18 protein-coding genes are annotated in these 17,007 nt (G+C 38.1%); 1 reads left to right on the top strand and 17 read right to left on the bottom strand.

Going from position 1 to position 17,007, the window contains the following annotated elements; all coding sequences use genetic code 11:
* Nucleotide 1: 1 nt before the first annotated feature.
* From rnc to ACN6MX_RS05170, 11 genes are all read right to left on the bottom strand, one after another.
* Nucleotides 2-760: a ribonuclease III gene (rnc, locus tag ACN6MX_RS05220; protein WP_419961604.1), complete on the bottom strand. Its 759-nt coding sequence runs from the start codon at nucleotides 758-760 to the stop codon at nucleotides 2-4.
* A gap of 287 nt (nucleotides 761-1,047) precedes the next feature.
* A complete protein-coding gene (gene acpP, locus ACN6MX_RS05215; RefSeq protein ID WP_419961603.1) occupies nucleotides 1,048-1,284 on the bottom strand; it encodes an acyl carrier protein in 237 nt (78 codons plus the stop codon).
* A gap of 430 nt (nucleotides 1,285-1,714) precedes the next feature.
* A complete protein-coding gene (gene fabG, locus ACN6MX_RS05210) occupies nucleotides 1,715-2,461 on the bottom strand; it encodes a 3-oxoacyl-[acyl-carrier-protein] reductase (RefSeq protein WP_419961602.1) in 747 nt (248 codons plus the stop codon).
* On the bottom strand, nucleotides 2,454-3,404 hold the full coding sequence (gene fabD / locus ACN6MX_RS05205) for an ACP S-malonyltransferase (RefSeq protein WP_419961601.1): 951 nt from the start codon (nucleotides 3,402-3,404) through the stop codon (nucleotides 2,454-2,456). The genes fabG and fabD overlap by 8 nt, the downstream gene beginning before the upstream one ends.
* Nucleotides 3,397-4,392: a phosphate acyltransferase PlsX gene (gene plsX, locus ACN6MX_RS05200; RefSeq protein WP_419961600.1), complete on the bottom strand. Its 996-nt coding sequence runs from the start codon at nucleotides 4,390-4,392 to the stop codon at nucleotides 3,397-3,399. Before plsX ends, fabD begins: the two co-directional genes overlap by 8 nt.
* 14 nt (nucleotides 4,393-4,406) lie before the next feature.
* Complete coding sequence (fapR, locus tag ACN6MX_RS05195; RefSeq protein ID WP_419961599.1) at nucleotides 4,407-4,973, bottom strand: transcription factor FapR; 567 nt, start codon at nucleotides 4,971-4,973, stop codon at nucleotides 4,407-4,409.
* A 96-nt stretch (nucleotides 4,974-5,069) separates the two neighbouring features.
* Complete coding sequence (recG, locus tag ACN6MX_RS05190; protein WP_419961598.1) at nucleotides 5,070-7,118, bottom strand: ATP-dependent DNA helicase RecG; 2,049 nt, start codon at nucleotides 7,116-7,118, stop codon at nucleotides 5,070-5,072.
* Nucleotides 7,108-8,007, bottom strand: a complete 900-nt coding sequence (gene sdaAA / locus ACN6MX_RS05185; RefSeq protein WP_419961597.1) for an L-serine ammonia-lyase, iron-sulfur-dependent, subunit alpha — start codon at nucleotides 8,005-8,007, stop codon at nucleotides 7,108-7,110. Before sdaAA ends, recG begins: the two co-directional genes overlap by 11 nt.
* A gap of 12 nt (nucleotides 8,008-8,019) precedes the next feature.
* Nucleotides 8,020-8,682, bottom strand: a complete 663-nt coding sequence (sdaAB, locus tag ACN6MX_RS05180) for an L-serine ammonia-lyase, iron-sulfur-dependent subunit beta (protein ID WP_419961596.1) — start codon at nucleotides 8,680-8,682, stop codon at nucleotides 8,020-8,022.
* A gap of 321 nt (nucleotides 8,683-9,003) precedes the next feature.
* Nucleotides 9,004-10,659, bottom strand: a complete 1,656-nt coding sequence (locus tag ACN6MX_RS05175; protein WP_419961595.1) for a DAK2 domain-containing protein — start codon at nucleotides 10,657-10,659, stop codon at nucleotides 9,004-9,006.
* A 16-nt stretch (nucleotides 10,660-10,675) separates the two neighbouring features.
* The gene (locus ACN6MX_RS05170) at nucleotides 10,676-11,038 is read right to left on the bottom strand and encodes an Asp23/Gls24 family envelope stress response protein (protein WP_093535224.1); all 363 of its coding nucleotides are present in this window, start codon (nucleotides 11,036-11,038) and stop codon (nucleotides 10,676-10,678) included.
* A 656-nt stretch (nucleotides 11,039-11,694) separates the two neighbouring features.
* Here ACN6MX_RS05170 and rpmB point away from each other — a divergent pair.
* Complete coding sequence (rpmB, locus tag ACN6MX_RS05165) at nucleotides 11,695-11,883, top strand: 50S ribosomal protein L28 (RefSeq protein WP_090562690.1); 189 nt, start codon at nucleotides 11,695-11,697, stop codon at nucleotides 11,881-11,883.
* A gap of 48 nt (nucleotides 11,884-11,931) precedes the next feature.
* Here the strand turns inward: rpmB and spoVM are convergent, their stop codons facing one another.
* From spoVM to ACN6MX_RS05135, 6 genes are read right to left on the bottom strand one after another with little or no spacing between them, the layout of a single operon-like run.
* Nucleotides 11,932-12,066 carry a stage V sporulation protein SpoVM gene (gene spoVM, locus ACN6MX_RS05160; RefSeq protein ID WP_419961594.1) on the bottom strand — a complete coding sequence of 45 codons (135 nt, stop codon included), beginning with the start codon at nucleotides 12,064-12,066 and terminating at the stop codon, nucleotides 11,932-11,934.
* Nucleotides 12,039-12,695: a thiamine diphosphokinase gene (locus ACN6MX_RS05155; RefSeq protein WP_419961593.1), complete on the bottom strand. Its 657-nt coding sequence runs from the start codon at nucleotides 12,693-12,695 to the stop codon at nucleotides 12,039-12,041. The genes spoVM and ACN6MX_RS05155 overlap by 28 nt, the downstream gene beginning before the upstream one ends.
* On the bottom strand, nucleotides 12,692-13,360 hold the full coding sequence (gene rpe, locus ACN6MX_RS05150) for a ribulose-phosphate 3-epimerase (protein ID WP_419961592.1): 669 nt from the start codon (nucleotides 13,358-13,360) through the stop codon (nucleotides 12,692-12,694). The genes ACN6MX_RS05155 and rpe overlap by 4 nt, the downstream gene beginning before the upstream one ends.
* 3 nt (nucleotides 13,361-13,363) lie before the next feature.
* Entirely contained in the window at nucleotides 13,364-14,245 is an 882-nt protein-coding gene (gene rsgA, locus ACN6MX_RS05145; RefSeq protein ID WP_419961591.1) for a ribosome small subunit-dependent GTPase A, read from the bottom strand.
* An 11-nt stretch (nucleotides 14,246-14,256) separates the two neighbouring features.
* Nucleotides 14,257-16,257, bottom strand: a complete 2,001-nt coding sequence (gene pknB, locus ACN6MX_RS05140; protein ID WP_419961590.1) for a Stk1 family PASTA domain-containing Ser/Thr kinase — start codon at nucleotides 16,255-16,257, stop codon at nucleotides 14,257-14,259.
* A 2-nt stretch (nucleotides 16,258-16,259) separates the two neighbouring features.
* Nucleotides 16,260-16,997, bottom strand: a complete 738-nt coding sequence (locus ACN6MX_RS05135) for a Stp1/IreP family PP2C-type Ser/Thr phosphatase (RefSeq protein ID WP_419961589.1) — start codon at nucleotides 16,995-16,997, stop codon at nucleotides 16,260-16,262.
* Nucleotides 16,998-17,007: the final 10 nt, after the last annotated feature.

Raw genomic sequence — 17,007 nt, 5'->3', positions numbered from 1 at the left:
ATTATTCCTCCTGTTCTGAATCCTTTAATGCGAGTATAGCAAGTCTTGCAGCTTGTTGTTCTGCCTCTTTTTTGGAACGACCATTTCCGATACCCAATTCTTTAGTGTTTAAAATAACCCGAGAAACAAAAGTACGATTATGGGCCGGACCTTTTTCCTCTACAATTTCATAGCTTAATGTACCATTATTTTGTTGTTGAATAATTTCTTGTAATTGACTTTTATAATCCATCACATGCGAAAAAGCACCGAGTTCAATTTTAGGGAAAACAACTTTTTCTAAAAACTCTATAACTGTTTCTAATCCCTGATCTAAGTATAATGCACCGATAAAAGCTTCAAAAACGTCTGCTAGAAGCGCCGGTCTTTCACGACCTCCTGTCAGTTCCTCCCCTTTTCCTAGCAATACATATTTGCCAAAGTTTAACTCATTTGCAAATAAGACAAGTGAAGGCTCACAAACGATCGCTGCTCGAAGTTTAGTTAACTCTCCTTCACTCATACCTGTATACTGTTGAAATAAATATTGAGAAACAGACAATTCCAATACTGCGTCTCCAAGGAACTCTAAACGTTCGTTATCGGTAAAAAATTTCCGTCGATGCTCATTCACATAAGATGAATGGGTAAAGGCTTGATACAATAATATTGAGTTTTGAAACCTAATCTGAAAATGCTCCTGAAACTGCTCAAATTGTTCTTTTACAGTTTCTGAAAAAACTGCCTTACGTGTATTATTTTTTTTATGATTTACTTTCATGAATTATCTGCCTTTCTCACTTATCATATGTCCTTCTAAGTTTACCCGTTTCTAAACTAATGTGCAAAAAGAAATAGAGACGTTCTGTACTATTCACATGGAATAAGTAGAACGTCTCTGCTTCTATTAGATTTTATGTAGCTTTCTTCCGAAAAGCGCAAGTGCCTATGTTAGCCCTAAAAAGCGCTAGAAGGATTTCGCATAAAGGCGCTCTTTGCCTTTATCGAAAGCCTGAAGCAACTCGAAGGGCTAGGCACTGGCGTCTGGACAATTCAGCTAAATAAAACTTAACCTTGTTTGCTTTCAATATACTTAACTGCACTACCTACAGTTGAAATTTGTTCAGCATCTTCATCTGAAATTTCCATATCGAATTCATCTTCTAATTCCATTACTAATTCTACCACATCTAGAGAATCAGCACCTAAATCTTCACGAAAAGATGCTTCTAATTTTATTTCGCTTTCATCTACTCCTAGACGATCAATGATTACTTTAGTTACGCGTTCTAAAACAGTTGACACATTTGTCACCTCCCCTCAATGATTATACAAAATCCTACTACCTAATGAAAGGGATACTGAAATTTATACATAAAACTGTTGAATTCTGCAAGTGAAATCAGCTTTAAAATAACGGGCAAAAAGACTTCTGGTCCTTGAAGAACAGAAAAGTAGATATGCCGTTGCCTTCCGCTCCGAGCGGACGCTTTTCCGTGGGCACGGCTTCAATCTTCTCGTCACTAGCAAGAGGCTATACTCAATCTATAGGTGGAGTACCACTCACTTAATTGATTGTAGTGAAATGTGGCAACTCCTTCATGACCAACATCCTGTTGGCCCGAGGCTCGGCCTCGCCCGCGGAAATCAGTAGTATCTTTCATTCTTAAAAGTTCTATAAACTCAGTATTCATGCTACATTTTTTATACTTAATCTTTAAAATAGATTAAAACCTTACATATACATTCCGCCATTTACATGAATCGTTTGACCAGTTATATAATTTGCATCATCTGAGGCTAAAAATGCAACTGCCTTTGCGATATCCTCTGGATTTCCAAACTTAGCAAGTGGGATTTGGCTAAGCATTTGAGACCTTATATCCTCAGGAAGGGCATCTGTCATGTCTGTTGTTATAAAGCCTGGTGCAACCGAGTTCACCGTAATATTACGACTTGCCAATTCTTTAGCCGATGATTTGGTTAAACCAATAACTCCTGCTTTAGCAGCGACATAATTGGCCTGACCTGCGTTCCCAGATACACCGACAATGGAGGTGATATTAATAATTCGACCAGCACGTTGTTTCATCATTTGTCTTGTCACAGCTTTTGTACAAAGAAAGACACCTTTTAAATTCGTATTAAGCACATCATCCCACTCTGTTTCCTTCATACGCATTAGAAGATTATCGCGAGTAATGCCTGCATTGTTCACTAAAATATCAATGGAACCAAATTGTTCTAAAACTGAGCTTATTAGATTTTGAACATCATCAGCTTTGTCCACATTCGCTTGAATAGCAAATGCCTCTCCACCAGTTGCCTTAATTTCTTCTACAACTGCGTCTGCTCTATCTTTACTACCACTGTAATTGACGGCAACCTTTGCTCCTTCTTGTGCTAGGTATAGAGCGATATCTCTCCCAATTCCTCGAGAAGCACCTGTTACAATTGCAGATTTCCCATCTAATTTACCCATTTTGCGCATCTCCTAACTCTGTAATAACTTGCTGTAACGTCACTTCATCGTACACACAATAAGTAGTTACAGATCGATCGATTTTTTTTACTAATCCACTTAATACTTTTCCAGGACCACATTCCACAAAAATAGTCGTTCCCTGATCTATCATCTGTTGAATTGACTCTTCCCAACGAACAGGCGAGTACAATTGTTCAACAAGTAAATTTTTAATATTGCTAGCATCTGTAACCGGTTCAGCAGTTACATTTGAAATTACAGGTATTGAAGCTCTCTGTAATTCGATCGCTGAAATAGCAGCATCTAGTTGCTGAGCTGCAGGTCTCATTAGTTCGGAGTGGAATGGCCCACTAACTACTAGAGGAATTGCTCTTTTAGCACCAGCTTCTTTCGCTTTACTAGAAGCCTCTTCTACTCCAGCAGCAGTTCCCGAAATAACAATTTGCCCAGGACAGTTCAAGTTAGCTATTTGAACTGTCTCACCAGTTGCTGAAACAGCAGCTGTGACAGCTGACAATTCGTCTCTGCCTAATCCTAGTATTGCAGCCATTGCCCCTTTTCCAGCAGGCACTGCTTCGTTCATATACAAACCTCTTTGATGAACCAATAAAACAGCTTCTTCAAAGCTTAAAACATTTGAAGCAACAAGGGCAGAATATTCACCTAAACTATGACCCGCAGTGAAATGCGGAATGATGCCAGCTTGTTTTAGTTTGTGGGCAACCATTGAGCTCGTAGTGAGCAGTGCTGGCTGGGCATTATAAGTTTTCGTAAGTTCCTCAGCAGGTCCAGTTAACATAAGGTCACTCAAAGAAAATCCTAACACTTCATTTGCCCGCTCATAAAAAGAACGGCAATCTGCATTATTCTCTACTAATTGTTGACCCATCCCTACAGATTGAGATCCTTGTCCTGGGAATATAAAAGCAATTTTAGTCATTAGATGATTCCTTTCGTAATGTAGTAGAAATGATGTCTGCAACATTATGCTCCACCATTGTTCGAGCCTGTCTAATCGCATGATAAATTGCACGGCCGTTCGACGACCCATGCGCTTTAATAACAGGTGCCTTCAGTCCGAATAATCCCGCTCCACCATACTCGGAGTAATCTAGTGTATTTTTTAAACCTTTAAGTTCATTTTTTACTAACAGCGCTGAAATTTTCGTTTTAGCAGATGTATTAAAAGCTTGCTTCAATAAAGTAAATATACCCGAAGCTGTACCTTCAATCGTTTTAAGTACCATATTACCAGTAAAACCATCTGTTACAACGACGTCTGCTACTCCAGTAAGTAAATCTCGGGATTCCACATTACCTACAAAATTAATTGGTGCGTTTTTTAACAAGGGAAATGCCGCTTTCGTAAGCTCGTTTCCTTTAATATCCTCTGTACCAATGTTCAACAACCCCACTCGAGGATTCGAAATACCTCTAACTTTCTCAGCGTATATACTACCCATAACTGCAAACTGCTCTAAATGCTCTGGTTTAGCATCAGCATTTGCGCCTAAATCCAGCATGACAAACCCTTTACCATCGAGTGTAGGTAAGGTAGGTGCTAAAGCAGGACGATCTACTTGATCGATACGACCAACCACAAATAATCCCGCAGCCATTAAAGCTCCCGTATTCCCCGCTGAAACACACGCATCAGAATCTCCATTTTTCACGGATTCTGCCATTTTAACTAGTGAGGAATTTTTCTTTCTTCTAATTGCACGAACGGGCTCATCCGTTCCTTCAATTACTTCATCTGTATGTATAACGGTTAGACGTTCATGTTGCTTAATTAAAGAAGCAAGCTTTTCCTCATCACCGTATAGTTGAATTTCTATATCATCGAACGCTTCTAACGCCTCATAAACACCTTTTACGATTTCGTGAGGAGCATTGTCGCCGCCCATTGCATCTATTGAAATTTTCATTTTAATCACCTTTTTTATGACATCGTTACTCTATACATGCTAAATTGACCAACGAAAACCGTTTCATTTTCAACTTTGCTGGTCACTTCTATTAGCGTACTATTTTTTTTTGCATCACTGTTTGTTACAACCGCTTTTGCAATTACACGATCACCTGCTTTTACAGGTTTGACAAATGTAAGGTTAGACTTTCGAGTAAGCGCTAGATCATCATTTATAACCGCAACAGCCAATGAATTAGCTTGGGCAAATAAATGGTGTCCCCTTGCTATACCATTTCGAGCAAAAACATGATCCTTTGTAATATCCAATATTGAAATGGCTTGCTTATCAAGATCTATATCAATAATCTCTCCAATTACTTCATCGATTGGAAGAGATTTCACCTCTTCTTCAAAACTATGAGCAGCTACTGATTTAATACGTTCCCGTAGTTCCGGAATAGATAATTCCATTCTATCCAATCGAATAGTTTGAACACTCACGTGAAAAGTAGAAGCTAAGTTTTCATCTGTGATAAACGGATTTTTCTCTAGCGTCTCTAAAAGTAGTTTCTGCCTGTCTTTTTTGGAGTATTTCATTTCTTCACCACCATTTTAGCACTTGGTACTAATATCAGTATATAAATATTAAAAAAAGAATGCAAGAATTGATTCAAAATCATTCTTACATTCTTTTTAATCAATTCGTTCCCCATCCATAGCTTTTGAATTTATAAGTATCTGCCGAAGTCCGGCTAGTTCGTTGGAATCCCAAAATTCTTTAGAGTCTAATAACCTTTCAGCATCAACTTTGGCAGTATTGAGAGCCCGATAATCATGAACAAGATCCGCTACTTTAAATTCTGGTAGTCCACTTTGTTTCTTTCCAAAAAAGTCGCCTGGACCTCGAAGCTCTAAATCTTTTTCCGCCAAAATAAATCCATCATTTGTCTCGGTCATGGAAATCATACGCTCTTTTCCTTCTTCGGATTTCGGATCAGCTAGTAATATACAAAACGATTGATGCTCTCCACGACCAACTCGACCACGTAATTGATGTAGCTGAGCTAAACCAAAACGTTCTGCATCGAAAATAATCATAAATGTTGCATTCGGAACATTCACCCCAACCTCTACAACTGTAGTGGAGACTAAAACTTGTATGTTTCCTTCTGAGAAATCTCTCATTACTTGTTCTTTCTCATCCGAATGGAGGCGCCCATGCATTAAACCAACTGTAGAGTTACCTTTCAGTTCATCTGCCATCATATTATACACATCTACTGCATTTTGCACATCGAGCTTTTCAGACTCCTCGATTAAAGGGCAAATTATATAAGCTTGCCTTCCAGTGGCCAGTTCATTTTTTAATCGAGCTATCAATTTATGAAGCTGATCAGGTTTCATCCAATGGGTTTCAATTTTCTTACGACCAGCAGGCATTTCATCAATAATGGAAACATCCATTTCACCAAATGCGGTGATTGCTAAAGTACGAGGGATAGGAGTAGCGGTCATAAATAGGACGTCTGGATTTTCCCCTTTATCTTTTAGTACTCTCCGTTGTTCTACTCCAAATCGATGTTGCTCATCTGTAATAACAAGACCAAGCTTTTTAAATGCTACATCTGGTTGGATTAATGCATGTGTTCCGATCAAAAGATCTATAGTCCCAGCTTCTATATTTTCTAATACGGCTCTTCTTGCTTTTGCTTTTGTAGAACCTGTTAACAAAGCAATTCTGACACCTATTGGGGCTAACCACTCATCAAGCGAACTAGCATGCTGTTCAGCCAATATTTCTGTAGGGGCCATTAGTGCTCCTTGATACCCAGCTGTAATCACGGCATATAAGCAAATTGCGGCAACTATAGTTTTCCCGGAACCAACATCTCCCTGCAGAAGACGATTCATACGATGAGGCTCACGTAAGTCACGACATATTTCATTGACTACTCTTTTTTGAGCATTTGTCAGTTCATATGGTAAGGTTTCGATTAGCTTTTTAACTAAATCATTATGAAAGGCAATCCCATTTCCAACGTTTTGTTCTTTTCGAACCTTTTTAATAGCTTGCATTTTTAGTTGAAAAACGAGTAATTCCTCATAGACAAAGCGTCTTCTAGCGTCTTTGGAATGCTCCGCGTCTTGTGGAAAATGAATACCTTCTAGAGCATCAGATATACCTGGTAAACGATATGGCACTCGAATTGAAGCAGGTAATGGATCTACCAGGGATTCCTTCATTTGATCCAAAGCCTGTCTCATAAATTTGCGAAATGTTTTTTGATTGATCGAACCTTTTAGTGAATAAACGGGTTCAAAATCCTGTAAGTCTGTTTTTGGACCAATTGAAAAAGTGGAGACATTGATGACCTGTCTGCCTCGATCCCATTTACCTGACACTGTAACGATAGAACCAGGAATAATCTTGTCTTTTAAATAACCTTGGTTGAAAAATACTGCTTTGATTAAATGCTGTCCTGCCAGTATACGAACTTGCATTCTGGATTTGTTCTTCCCTAAAAAAAGAAGTGAAGGCTCACTTTCGACCCTACCTTCTACTGTGACACGTTCATTATGTGCTGTTTCTGCTAAGTTTTTTAGCCGAAAATCTTCATGTCTATATGGGAATGTCATAACTAAATCCTCTAATGTAACAATACCAAGGTCCTGTAATGCGTTAGCTGTCCCACTTCCCACTCCTTTTAAGGAAGTAACTAATTCACATTTACTAGTTTCCACTTCCCACTACTGCTCCACCAAAAATTTTAGCTTCTAACCACTTACCAGTAGGAGTTGCTGCAAGACCACCCTGACCTGTTTCTCTTAAGGATGATGGCATTGTCTGACCAATTTTATACATAGCATCAATTACTTCATCACAAGGAATTCGACTCGTCACTCCTGCAAGTGCCATATCTGCTGCCACTAAAGAATTGGAAGCCCCCATTGCATTTCTTTTCACGCAAGGTACTTCTACTAGCCCAGCTACAGGGTCACAAACTAAACCAAGCATGTTTTTTAAGGTAATTGCAAAAGCTTCAGCACATTGAGCAGGAGACCCTCCCGCCATTTCCACGATTGCTGCAGCAGCCATTCCAGAGGCAGATCCAACCTCTGCTTGACAACCACCCGCTGCTCCTGAAATAGAAGCATTATTTGCAACTACAAATCCAAAAGCCCCAGATGTAAACAAATAACGTATCATTTGTTCTCTTGTAGGATTCAATTTGTTTTTTACCGCAAATAAAGTACCGGGAACTACTCCTGCCGAACCTGCTGTTGGAGTTGCACAAATTGTGCCCATGGCAGCATTAACTTCGTTCGTCGCAACTGCCTTACTTACTGCATCTAACATAAGTTCTCCAGTTAACGTATTCCCTTTTTTAAGATAGTTTTGTAAAAGAACAGCGTCTCCACCAGTTAAGCCTGAAGTAGAATGAACGCCTCGTAATCCTTTTTCTACAGCCTCTTCCATGACAGTTAAATTACGATCCATCTGTGCCATTATTTCTTCTCTAGAACGATCTGTAATCATTATTTCTTGTTCTATCATTATTTCGGAGATAAGTTTATTTTCCTGAGTTGCTCGCTCCACTAATTCACGAACATTACGAAATAGAACTTCCATTTGTATTCCCCCTTAATCGGCGATTCTTGTTACTTGCGTAATGTTAGGTAAATCGCCAATTTCTTTTAATATTTGTGCATTCACATTTTGATCGACTTCAATAACCATTAATGCCATATTACCTTTTTCTTTACGTGATACTTCCATATGCCCAATATTGATATCATATTTTGCTAAACAGTTTGACACATTTGCAATACAACCCGAACGATCCTCATGAACTACTAAAATAGCAGCCATATCTCCAGAAAGACGTAGCGGAAAACCATTTAACTCCGTAATTTCTGTCTTTCCTCCACCAATTGAAATTCCGACCATAGACATTTCTCGGCTTTCGTCACCAATGACGATCCGAGCGGTATTAGGGTGCTCCGTATGTGCGGTTTCAGGAATAAATTCATATGTTAACCCTGCTTTTTCTGCATCCTCAAACGCTGTCTTTATACGTTCATCAAATGTATCGTAATCTAGCAATCCACCAATAATTGCTATGTCTGTTCCGTGTCCTTTATATGTTTCTGCAAAAGATCCATATAAATGTATTTTAGCCCAAGTAGGCTGTTTTCCAAATAAGTCTCTGGCCACTCTTCCAATACGAGCCGCTCCAGCAGTATGAGAGGAGGATGGACCAATCATTACTGGTCCGATAATATCAAAAACAGATTTAAATTTCACTGATTAAACCTCCATAAGATGTTTTGTACTCCCATTTTACACTCAAAATCCAAAATAAACAAAGTATTGTCTATTGTCTAGTGAAGCAATGCTCAATAGTGGGTTTTATGGGCTTTAAAAACAACTTTATGAGCTATCAAGTGGATCTTATGCGCTATTTAAGCAATTTTATGGGCTATCCAATGATTTGTAAGTATTCCGCAGGTCATTTATGGGCTATTTGCACAGTTTTATGGGCTACCAACTACAATCGTTGAGCTAGCATACTAATTCCTAAAATTAAAAACCATGTAGAGGAAATGCCTCCACATGGTTTTTGAATTATTCTACAGACAAAATATATGGGTACAACGGCTGTTTGCCATTATACACTTCTACTTCTACATCCTCATATTGAGCTTCGATAAAGGCAGCAAACTCATTCGCTTCCTCTTCACTTACGTCTTCTCCATAAATGACAGTAACTATTTCAGCTTCTTCGTCCATTAAAGATTGGATTAAGCTAGTAGCTACTTCAGTTAAAGAAGGATTTGAAAGAACAATTTTACCTTCCGCAAGCGCCATGAAATCATCTTTTTTAATATCGACTCCATCTATTGACGTATCACGAACTGCAAATGTTACTTGTCCAGTTTTCACCTGTGCATATGCTTCAATCATGTTGTTTTTATTTTCTTCTACAGTCGCTTGTGGGTTAAAGGCTAATATAGCAGCCATTCCTTGCGGGATAGTTTTGGTAGGAACAACAGCAGCTTCAATTCCCAGTACTTCGGCAGCTTGTTCAGCAGCCATCACAATGTTTTTATTGTTTGGCAAGATTAATACACGCTCTGCTCCAACCGCTTCTATAGCTTTCACGATATCTTCTGTTGATGGATTCATCGTTTGTCCGCCTTCGATAACCGCTGATGCACCTAAGCTTTTTAACAGTTTCGAAACTCCAGGACCCATCGCTACAGTAACAATTGCATATGGATGAATTTCTGCTTTTTTCGCAGTTGCTTCAGTTGAATATCCTTCTCCAACTATTTCAGTATGTTGCTGACGCATATTTTCAATTTTGATCTTGATGAGGTCACCATATTGTTGACCGTACGTTAAAACCTCACCAGGTGTTTCTGAGTGAATATGAATTTTCGCAATTTCATCATCCGAAATAACTAGTAAAGAATCACCATATTCACTTAAGTCATTACGGAAAGCTGTTTCATCAAACGCTTTTTTGCCATCCTCGAAACGAACCATAAATTCTGTACAAAAGCCGAATTCAATATCTGCAGTATCCATAAATCCTTGGACATTCATATGGTGCTCTGCACTTACAAGGTCATCCATTGAAGAACCTATCGTCTTATTTGGCAACTCTTCGCCTTTAAGACTTGCTAAAAATCCTTCATATACAAATACTAGTCCTTGTCCACCACTATCGACTACTCCAACTTCTTTTAATACAGGCAATAAGTCCGGAGTTCTATCCAAAGATTTTTTTGCTTCTGTTACAATTGCTTCCATGAGTTCACGAATATCATCCACATCTTCGCTAACCTCTACAGCTTTTCTAGCAGAATCCTTTGCGACTGTTAAGATTGTACCTTCGACTGGCTTCATCACTGCTTTATATGCAGTTTCGACACCGTAGTTAAGTGCATCTGCAAATTGTTTTGCATTTAACACATCCAATTGTTCAATCGATTTACCGAAGCCTCGAAACAATTGCGATAAAATAACGCCAGAATTTCCACGAGCACCCATAAGTAAACCTTTAGAGAGTGCTTGAGCAGTTTTTCCAATATGCTCATTTGTATGAGCAGCTGTTTCTTTCGCTCCTGAGGTCATAGATAAATTCATATTAGTTCCTGTGTCACCATCTGGAACTGGAAATACATTTAATGCATCTACGTAATCCGCATTCTGGAAAAGATGATGCGCTCCCATCTGAACCATGTCAGCAAATTGGATACCATTGATTGATTTCATAATTTTCTCTCCTTATTCACACGTTTGCCACGCGAACTCCTTGAACATACACATTAACGGATTTCACTGACATACCAAGAGACTTGTTTAGTGTGTATTTCACTTTTGACTGTACTTGATAGGCTATTTCTGAAATTTTAGTACCATAGCTCACAATTATGTACATATCAATATGTAAATCTTCTTTTTCTTGTCTTACTAAAACACCTTTAGTAAAATTTTCTTTTCTTAATATGTCTGTTAAACCATCTCGAATTTGATGCTTTGATGCCATACCAACTATCCCATAGCATTCAATAGCCGCTCCACCAGCAATTTGAGCAACTGTATCTTGTGATATATCAATTAGTCCGAATTCATTTTTCAATTCAATTGACATGATAAGACCTCCCAAGTCTTTTTGACTATCCTTTATTGTACTACACCCATTAAAATTATAAAAGAGACGTATACTTTCGTCCACTTTTTCAACGTTTTGAAAGTCTTTATTTACTTGTGATCTGTGATCTATTATCTATTACTTGTAGAGCGGATAATTTTCCCGAAAGATTCGTAGCCTAAATGTGTAGAATCGAACTACATAGAGTTGTTTTCTTCTTTCTCTGATGCAATTTTCTGAAATTATTCCAGCGCTTTTCGGAGCTTTCGTTGGCGCTTCCGCTTTTCTATCCTGTCTAGCTCCAGCGCCTAGCTCCTCGAGTCGCTTCAGAATTTCAGTAAAGGCAAAGGACGCCATTTGCTATAAGTCTTCCAGTGCTTTTCGCTGCTAAACGGCGTCTTCCGCTTTTCCATGCTGTCCAGCTTCAGACGCCAGCAGCTCGATCACTTCAGACTTTTAGAAAAGGCAAAGGACGCCTTTTGCTATAAGTCTTCCAGTGCTTTTCGCTGCTAAACGGCGTCTTTCGCTTTTCTATGCTGTAAAGGTTTTTTTCTTGATAAGCCTTGCACTTCGTTAAGGTCTGTGGTAAATTATTAAAGTATGTGAAATATCGAACTGAAAAATCTTTCAGCTTCTTTTTTAAAGGAGGAAATATAATGCCAAAAGTATGTGCAATCACTGGGCGTAAAGCTCGTTCGGGTAATGCTCGTTCTCACGCAATGAACTCTACTAAACGTACATGGGGAGCTAACCTTCAAAAAGTACGCATTCTTGTAGACGGTAAACCAAAACGTGTATGGGTTTCTGCGAGAGCTTTAAAATCAGGAAAAATTGAGCGCGTTTAATCGTACTCATAATTAATGCCAGGCCGACTATAGTCGACCTGGCATTTTTCATTTCTTCACTTCTTCTTTTTTAAATAGCCGTATACAAACCTTCACAAAACTACTCACGGATTTAGGCAATCTAAATGTGTAGACCTTCACACAATTCCTCCCTTTTAGTCGCTGCTTCTTATCATTAAACATATGCCCGCGGTAAAAGAGATAGTACCTGATCGGTCTTTAAGTTCATTGCTTGTAAATTTAGCATTTCCAACATTAATATACTCATCTTCTACATCGTATAGAAAACCTTGTAAATTCATATTCTCCACATGTTCTCCAAAAGAGAAAAAGGAAACATACTTGTAATGATTATCAAAATTAATCATATGAGTTCCTGATGATAAAAATTGAATAATATTTTGATTGTTTTGGATGACAAAGGTGATAGTTGGATTTTCTAATTGAAAACGACAAATATCGTTTAAAGCAGCCTCGTAATGGTCTAGGCGACCCCCAGTTACCCCTGTTACGATTATTACATCAGGTTTGTACTCTAAAGCAAGGAGTATGGCAATATGAGTATCGGTTTCATCTTTTTCCATCTGTAGTTCTGTTACTTTTTGTATTTTCTTCTTCATGAAACCTTGCTCTTCCTGTGTAAGAGAATCAAAGTCGCCAATAGCTTCATTTGGCAGTATACCCTTTTCTATTAGATGCAATGCCCCTCGATCAGCACCTATAAAAACAACTTCCTCTGTATGAAAAGGAAGCTGTTTAAAATCAACAACTTCCTTAGATGGTCCACCTGAACAAACTACAACTCGCTTCATTTTGGAACTACACTTAAACCAGCTTCTTTAATCGCTTGTAAAGCTTTTGCTTTGTCAGGAGCGTTATAAATTGCAGATCCGGCAACTAATACAGTAGCTCCTGCTTCTACACAAGGTTTAATCGTTTCTTCATTGATACCGCCATCAATTTCAATTTCAATGGATAAATTTCGTTCTTTAATAATATCTGATAATTGTTTTACTTTAGGCACAACAGAATGTATAAACTTTTGTCCACCAAATCCAGGGTTAACTGTCATGAAAAGAACCATATCAATATCCTCTAATACATGTTGAATTGTTTCAATCGGCGTATGAGGATTTAATACAACGCCCGGTTTTACACCGAATGAACGAATTAATTGAATCGTTCTATGCAGATGCGGACATGCCTCTACGTGAACTGTAATGTAATCTGCTCCCGCTTTGGCAAAAGATTCAATATATTGATCCGCATTTTCAATCATTAAATGAACGTCTAAAGGTAATTTTGTAAGCGGGCGAAGTGCTTCTACAACAATTGGTCCCATTGTAATATTCGGAACAAAATGACCGTCCATTACATCGATATGAATTAGTTCTGCACCTGCTTTTTCTACTTCTAAAACTTCTTCTCCTAGCTTAGAAAAGTTTGCTGCTAGTATTGAAGGTGCTATTTTCACCATAATTTAGTACCTCGGCTTTCTATCCATAATTTCTTCTAAGAATTGTAAGTAATGTTTGTATCGATACGCTTTTATCTCACCGGTATCTACTGCTTCTTTAACGGCACATTTTGGTTCTTTCACATGCATACATTCTCGAAACTTACAGTCATTTTGTTTTACCACAAACTCTGGGAAACAACGGTAAAGTTCCTCTTTTTCCATTAGATCAAATTCAAACGAACTAAAACCTGGTGTATCAGCAAGTAGTCCCCCGCAAACCTCAATAAGCTCCACATGCCTTGTAGTGTGTTTACCTCTACCCAATGCATTAGAAATTATACCTGTTTTTAAATCTAGGGAAGGTAAAATCGTATTTAATAACGTTGATTTACCTACGCCAGATTGACCAGCTAAAACAGTTGTTTTTCCTTCTAATAAAGGAGTAATTTTCTCATCAAACTCAGGATCGTCTTTATATGTCATAAATAGCTGATAACCTATTTTTTCATAATCCTTCATATATTCCTTAATTTGAGTCTCTAACTTATCATCCATTAGATCACTTTTCGTCAAACAAATAATCGGTTCAATATGAAATGATTCTAACACTACCAAAAAGCGGTCTAATAAGATTGTATTAAAATCTGGTTCCTTAATTGAAAAAACTAATATAGCTTGATCAATATTTGCAATAGGTGGTCGAACTAAATTATTTTTTCGTTCATGAATGACTGTAATTGTTCCATCATTACTACCTTCCACTGTATAATCGACAAAGTCCCCAACTAAAGGTGATTCCCCTCTGTTTCTAAATACACCTCTTCCCCGACATTGAATAACTTTTCCATTATCATAGACATAATAAAACCCACTTAATGCTTTCCTAATTTGACCTGTTGGCATCCGTTTCCTCCCTATTCTAAATCTTCATACGCAATTGTTTCTTTTAAGATTGTTTTTGAGTTTACCTCAATTCGATATGCTGCCTTTTTGCCTTCACTAATTTCTAATTTCAAATGTCTTACAACTGTTTCAGTTAAGACAAATTCTTCGACGGGCTCCAACATTGAACGAGTTTTATCTTCAATATAAATTCGAACTACTTGCTCCTCTGCAACTGGTTTTTCTTTCTCTTCTTCCCCATCACCATCACTTCCATCTTCTTCATCCGCTTCCTCCACTACAGGTTGTTCATATGGAATCGTAACAGATTTTACAACAAATTTAGGAGGCTTGGCCTTTGGACCATCAGAAAGAGTTACTTCAATTGTGCTTCCAGGACTTACTTTTGCATTTGGCATTGGTTTTTGATCAATCACGTTCCCTTTTGGAACGGTGTCGGAATTTCGTTTTTCCGTCACCATAATTTTAAAGCCAGATGATTTTTCATAATCACTCAAAGCCTTCTCATTCCAGTCGGTCAAATCGCTAACTGACCGTAAGTCTGGTCCATTACTTACCGTAAATAGAAGTTCCGTTTCATTAGGGATAATCTCTTCTCCTTCAGTCGGTGTTTGCTTTAATATAGTTCCTTTTGACTTATCGTCAAATACTTCCTTTACTTCTATTTTTAGATCTTGTAACAATATTTTTACTTGATCTATATCTTTACCGACGTAGTTTTCAAGGACAAAGGTTTCTTTACCTGAAGATATAAATAAATGGATTTCACTATTTTTTTCACGAAGCTTGCCTGCTTCAGGTGTCGTTCGAATTATCTTATTTTCTTCTACTTCATCTGACACTTCTAATGTTTCATCACCGATTGTAAATCCTTCTGACTTTAATTGTTCAATAGCCTCTTCCAATTCCAAGTTCGATACATCTGGAACTTGAATCTTATCTGCTTTGAAAATACCTGGAAATACGATAAAAATTAGCAATAATAATAGGATAGCTCCTCCTAATATCCCACCAATTATTTTCCGTTTTTTGTTCTTATTTTTTGACTTTACCGGTTGCATGGTCTTATCTGATGTTGACATTTTTTTGGTGTCAGAAACCTCATTAAATAATACAGGCTCTTTAATAACTGGTAATACCTTCGTTGCATCATCATCAATAGCTACTGCGAATTTCTCTTCTCCTGCTCTTTCAGGAGATAAGGCAGTTGCCAAATCCGCTTCCATTTCTTCGGCGGAAAGGTATCTATCTTTCGGGTCTTTTGCAGTAGCTTTCAATACAACGTTTTCAATGCTTTGCGGTATGGAGGGAATAATTTTTCGTATAGACGGTGTTTCTGTTTGTAAATGTTTTAATGCGATGGATACCGCAGACTCTCCTGAAAACGGGAGTTGTCCAGTTAATAGTTCAAATAATACGATACCTAATGCATAAATATCTGACTGCTTAGTAGCTGTACCACCGCGCGCTTGTTCAGGTGATAGATAATGTACAGTACCTAATACCGAATTTGTCTGTGTGTAGGAGGTTGCACTAAGCGCCATCGCAATACCAAAATCAGTTACCTTTACATTTTCCTCTTCATCCAACAAAATGTTCTGTGGCTTAATGTCCCGATGGATAATATGATTATTATGTGCAGTAGAAATAGCCGATGTAAGCTGCTTCATAATCATTACGGATTTCGTTGGAGAAACCGGTGCATTCAGCTGTATGTATTCTTTTAACGTTTCGCCCTTCACATATTCCATGACAATATAGTGAATATCTTCATCTTCCCCTACATCGTAAATATTGACAATATGGGGGTGAGTAAGGCTAGTTGCAGAAAGGGCCTCGCGTTGAAAACGACGGTGTAATTCTTCTTCATTAGAAAAATCGTAACGTAACACTTTAATCGCTACATCACGATCTAAAATCATATCATGCGCCAAATAAACATTGGACATGCCGCCTCCACCAATCATTTCAAGTAACTTATATCTGCCACTTATTCGTTTGCCTATCAGCATCCTCACACCTCCTCGTCATTGTTAGATAATAGAATCAAAGAAATATTATCTTCTCCGCCTGACTTATTTGCTTCATCTACTAAATCTTGCCCTTTTTCTTCAAGCGTCTTATTGGAATATAAAATGGATTGCATAAGTGGTTCACTTATCTTGTTGCTTAAACCGTCTGTACAAAAAAGTAAATAAGAGTTTGGACGGAATGCGATATCGTAAAAATCAGGTTGAATTGTTCGTTCAGTACCAATCGCTTTCATTAATACATTTTTATTGGGATGAGTCTTTGCTTGTTCCTCACTTATTTCCCCAGAATCTATGAGGACGTTGACATACGAATGATCTCGTGTAATTTGAAGGACCCGCTCTGGTGATATTAAATAGACGCGACTATCTCCCACATGAGCAATAATTCCTTGTTGTTTCTCGAACAAGCCAGCGATCAATGTCGTACCCATACCAGCACAATCAGCACTTGTTTGAGAATGTCTGCTAACAGTTTGATTGATCGATTGAAACGTATAGGTTAACCAATCTCTAACTTTTACGATCAACGGATTGAATGCAGCAAAATACTTCTTAAACTCCGTAACAGCAAGTTCACTCGCAACATCTCCCGCATTATGACCACCCATACCATCTGCTATTACAGCCAGTAATCGTCCATCTTCTCGCAAAAAAACTTCTACTCTATCTTCATTTACCGTTCTTTTCATTCCTACATCCGTCTTCACAACAAACCTCATCTTATCATTC

Origin of the sequence: Psychrobacillus sp. BM2 (assembly GCF_048572895.1) — a bacterium.
Classification (GTDB): Bacteria; Bacillota; Bacilli; order Bacillales_A; family Planococcaceae; genus Psychrobacillus.
Note: the sequence above shows the minus strand (reverse complement) of the source record. Positions and strands in the feature narration are given on the sequence as shown.

What these genes read in the sequence shown, in the direction of transcription:
- rnc (WP_419961604.1), bottom strand. Translation starts at nt 760, where the DNA reads ATGAAAGTAAATCATAAAAAAAATAATACACGTAAGGCAGTTTTTTCA.
- fabG (WP_419961602.1), bottom strand. Translation starts at nt 2,461, where the DNA reads ATGGGTAAATTAGATGGGAAATCTGCAATTGTAACAGGTGCTTCTCGA.
- fabD (WP_419961601.1), bottom strand. Translation starts at nt 3,404, where the DNA reads ATGACTAAAATTGCTTTTATATTCCCAGGACAAGGATCTCAATCTGTA.
- plsX (WP_419961600.1), bottom strand. Translation starts at nt 4,392, where the DNA reads ATGAAAATTTCAATAGATGCAATGGGCGGCGACAATGCTCCTCACGAA.
- fapR (WP_419961599.1), bottom strand. Translation starts at nt 4,973, where the DNA reads ATGAAATACTCCAAAAAAGACAGGCAGAAACTACTTTTAGAGACGCTA.
- sdaAA (WP_419961597.1), bottom strand. Translation starts at nt 8,007, where the DNA reads ATGGAAGTTCTATTTCGTAATGTTCGTGAATTAGTGGAGCGAGCAACT.
- ACN6MX_RS05175 (WP_419961595.1), bottom strand. Translation starts at nt 10,659, where the DNA reads ATGAAATCAATCAATGGTATCCAATTTGCTGACATGGTTCAGATGGGA.
- ACN6MX_RS05170 (WP_093535224.1), bottom strand. Translation starts at nt 11,038, where the DNA reads ATGTCAATTGAATTGAAAAATGAATTCGGACTAATTGATATATCACAA.
- rpmB (WP_090562690.1), top strand. Translation starts at nt 11,695, where the DNA reads ATGCCAAAAGTATGTGCAATCACTGGGCGTAAAGCTCGTTCGGGTAAT.
- spoVM (WP_419961594.1), bottom strand. Translation starts at nt 12,066, where the DNA reads ATGTTTAATGATAAGAAGCAGCGACTAAAAGGGAGGAATTGTGTGAAG.
- ACN6MX_RS05155 (WP_419961593.1), bottom strand. Translation starts at nt 12,695, where the DNA reads ATGAAGCGAGTTGTAGTTTGTTCAGGTGGACCATCTAAGGAAGTTGTT.
- rpe (WP_419961592.1), bottom strand. Translation starts at nt 13,360, where the DNA reads ATGGTGAAAATAGCACCTTCAATACTAGCAGCAAACTTTTCTAAGCTA.
- rsgA (WP_419961591.1), bottom strand. Translation starts at nt 14,245, where the DNA reads ATGCCAACAGGTCAAATTAGGAAAGCATTAAGTGGGTTTTATTATGTC.
- pknB (WP_419961590.1), bottom strand. Translation starts at nt 16,257, where the DNA reads ATGCTGATAGGCAAACGAATAAGTGGCAGATATAAGTTACTTGAAATG.
- ACN6MX_RS05135 (WP_419961589.1), bottom strand. Translation starts at nt 16,997, where the DNA reads ATGAGGTTTGTTGTGAAGACGGATGTAGGAATGAAAAGAACGGTAAAT.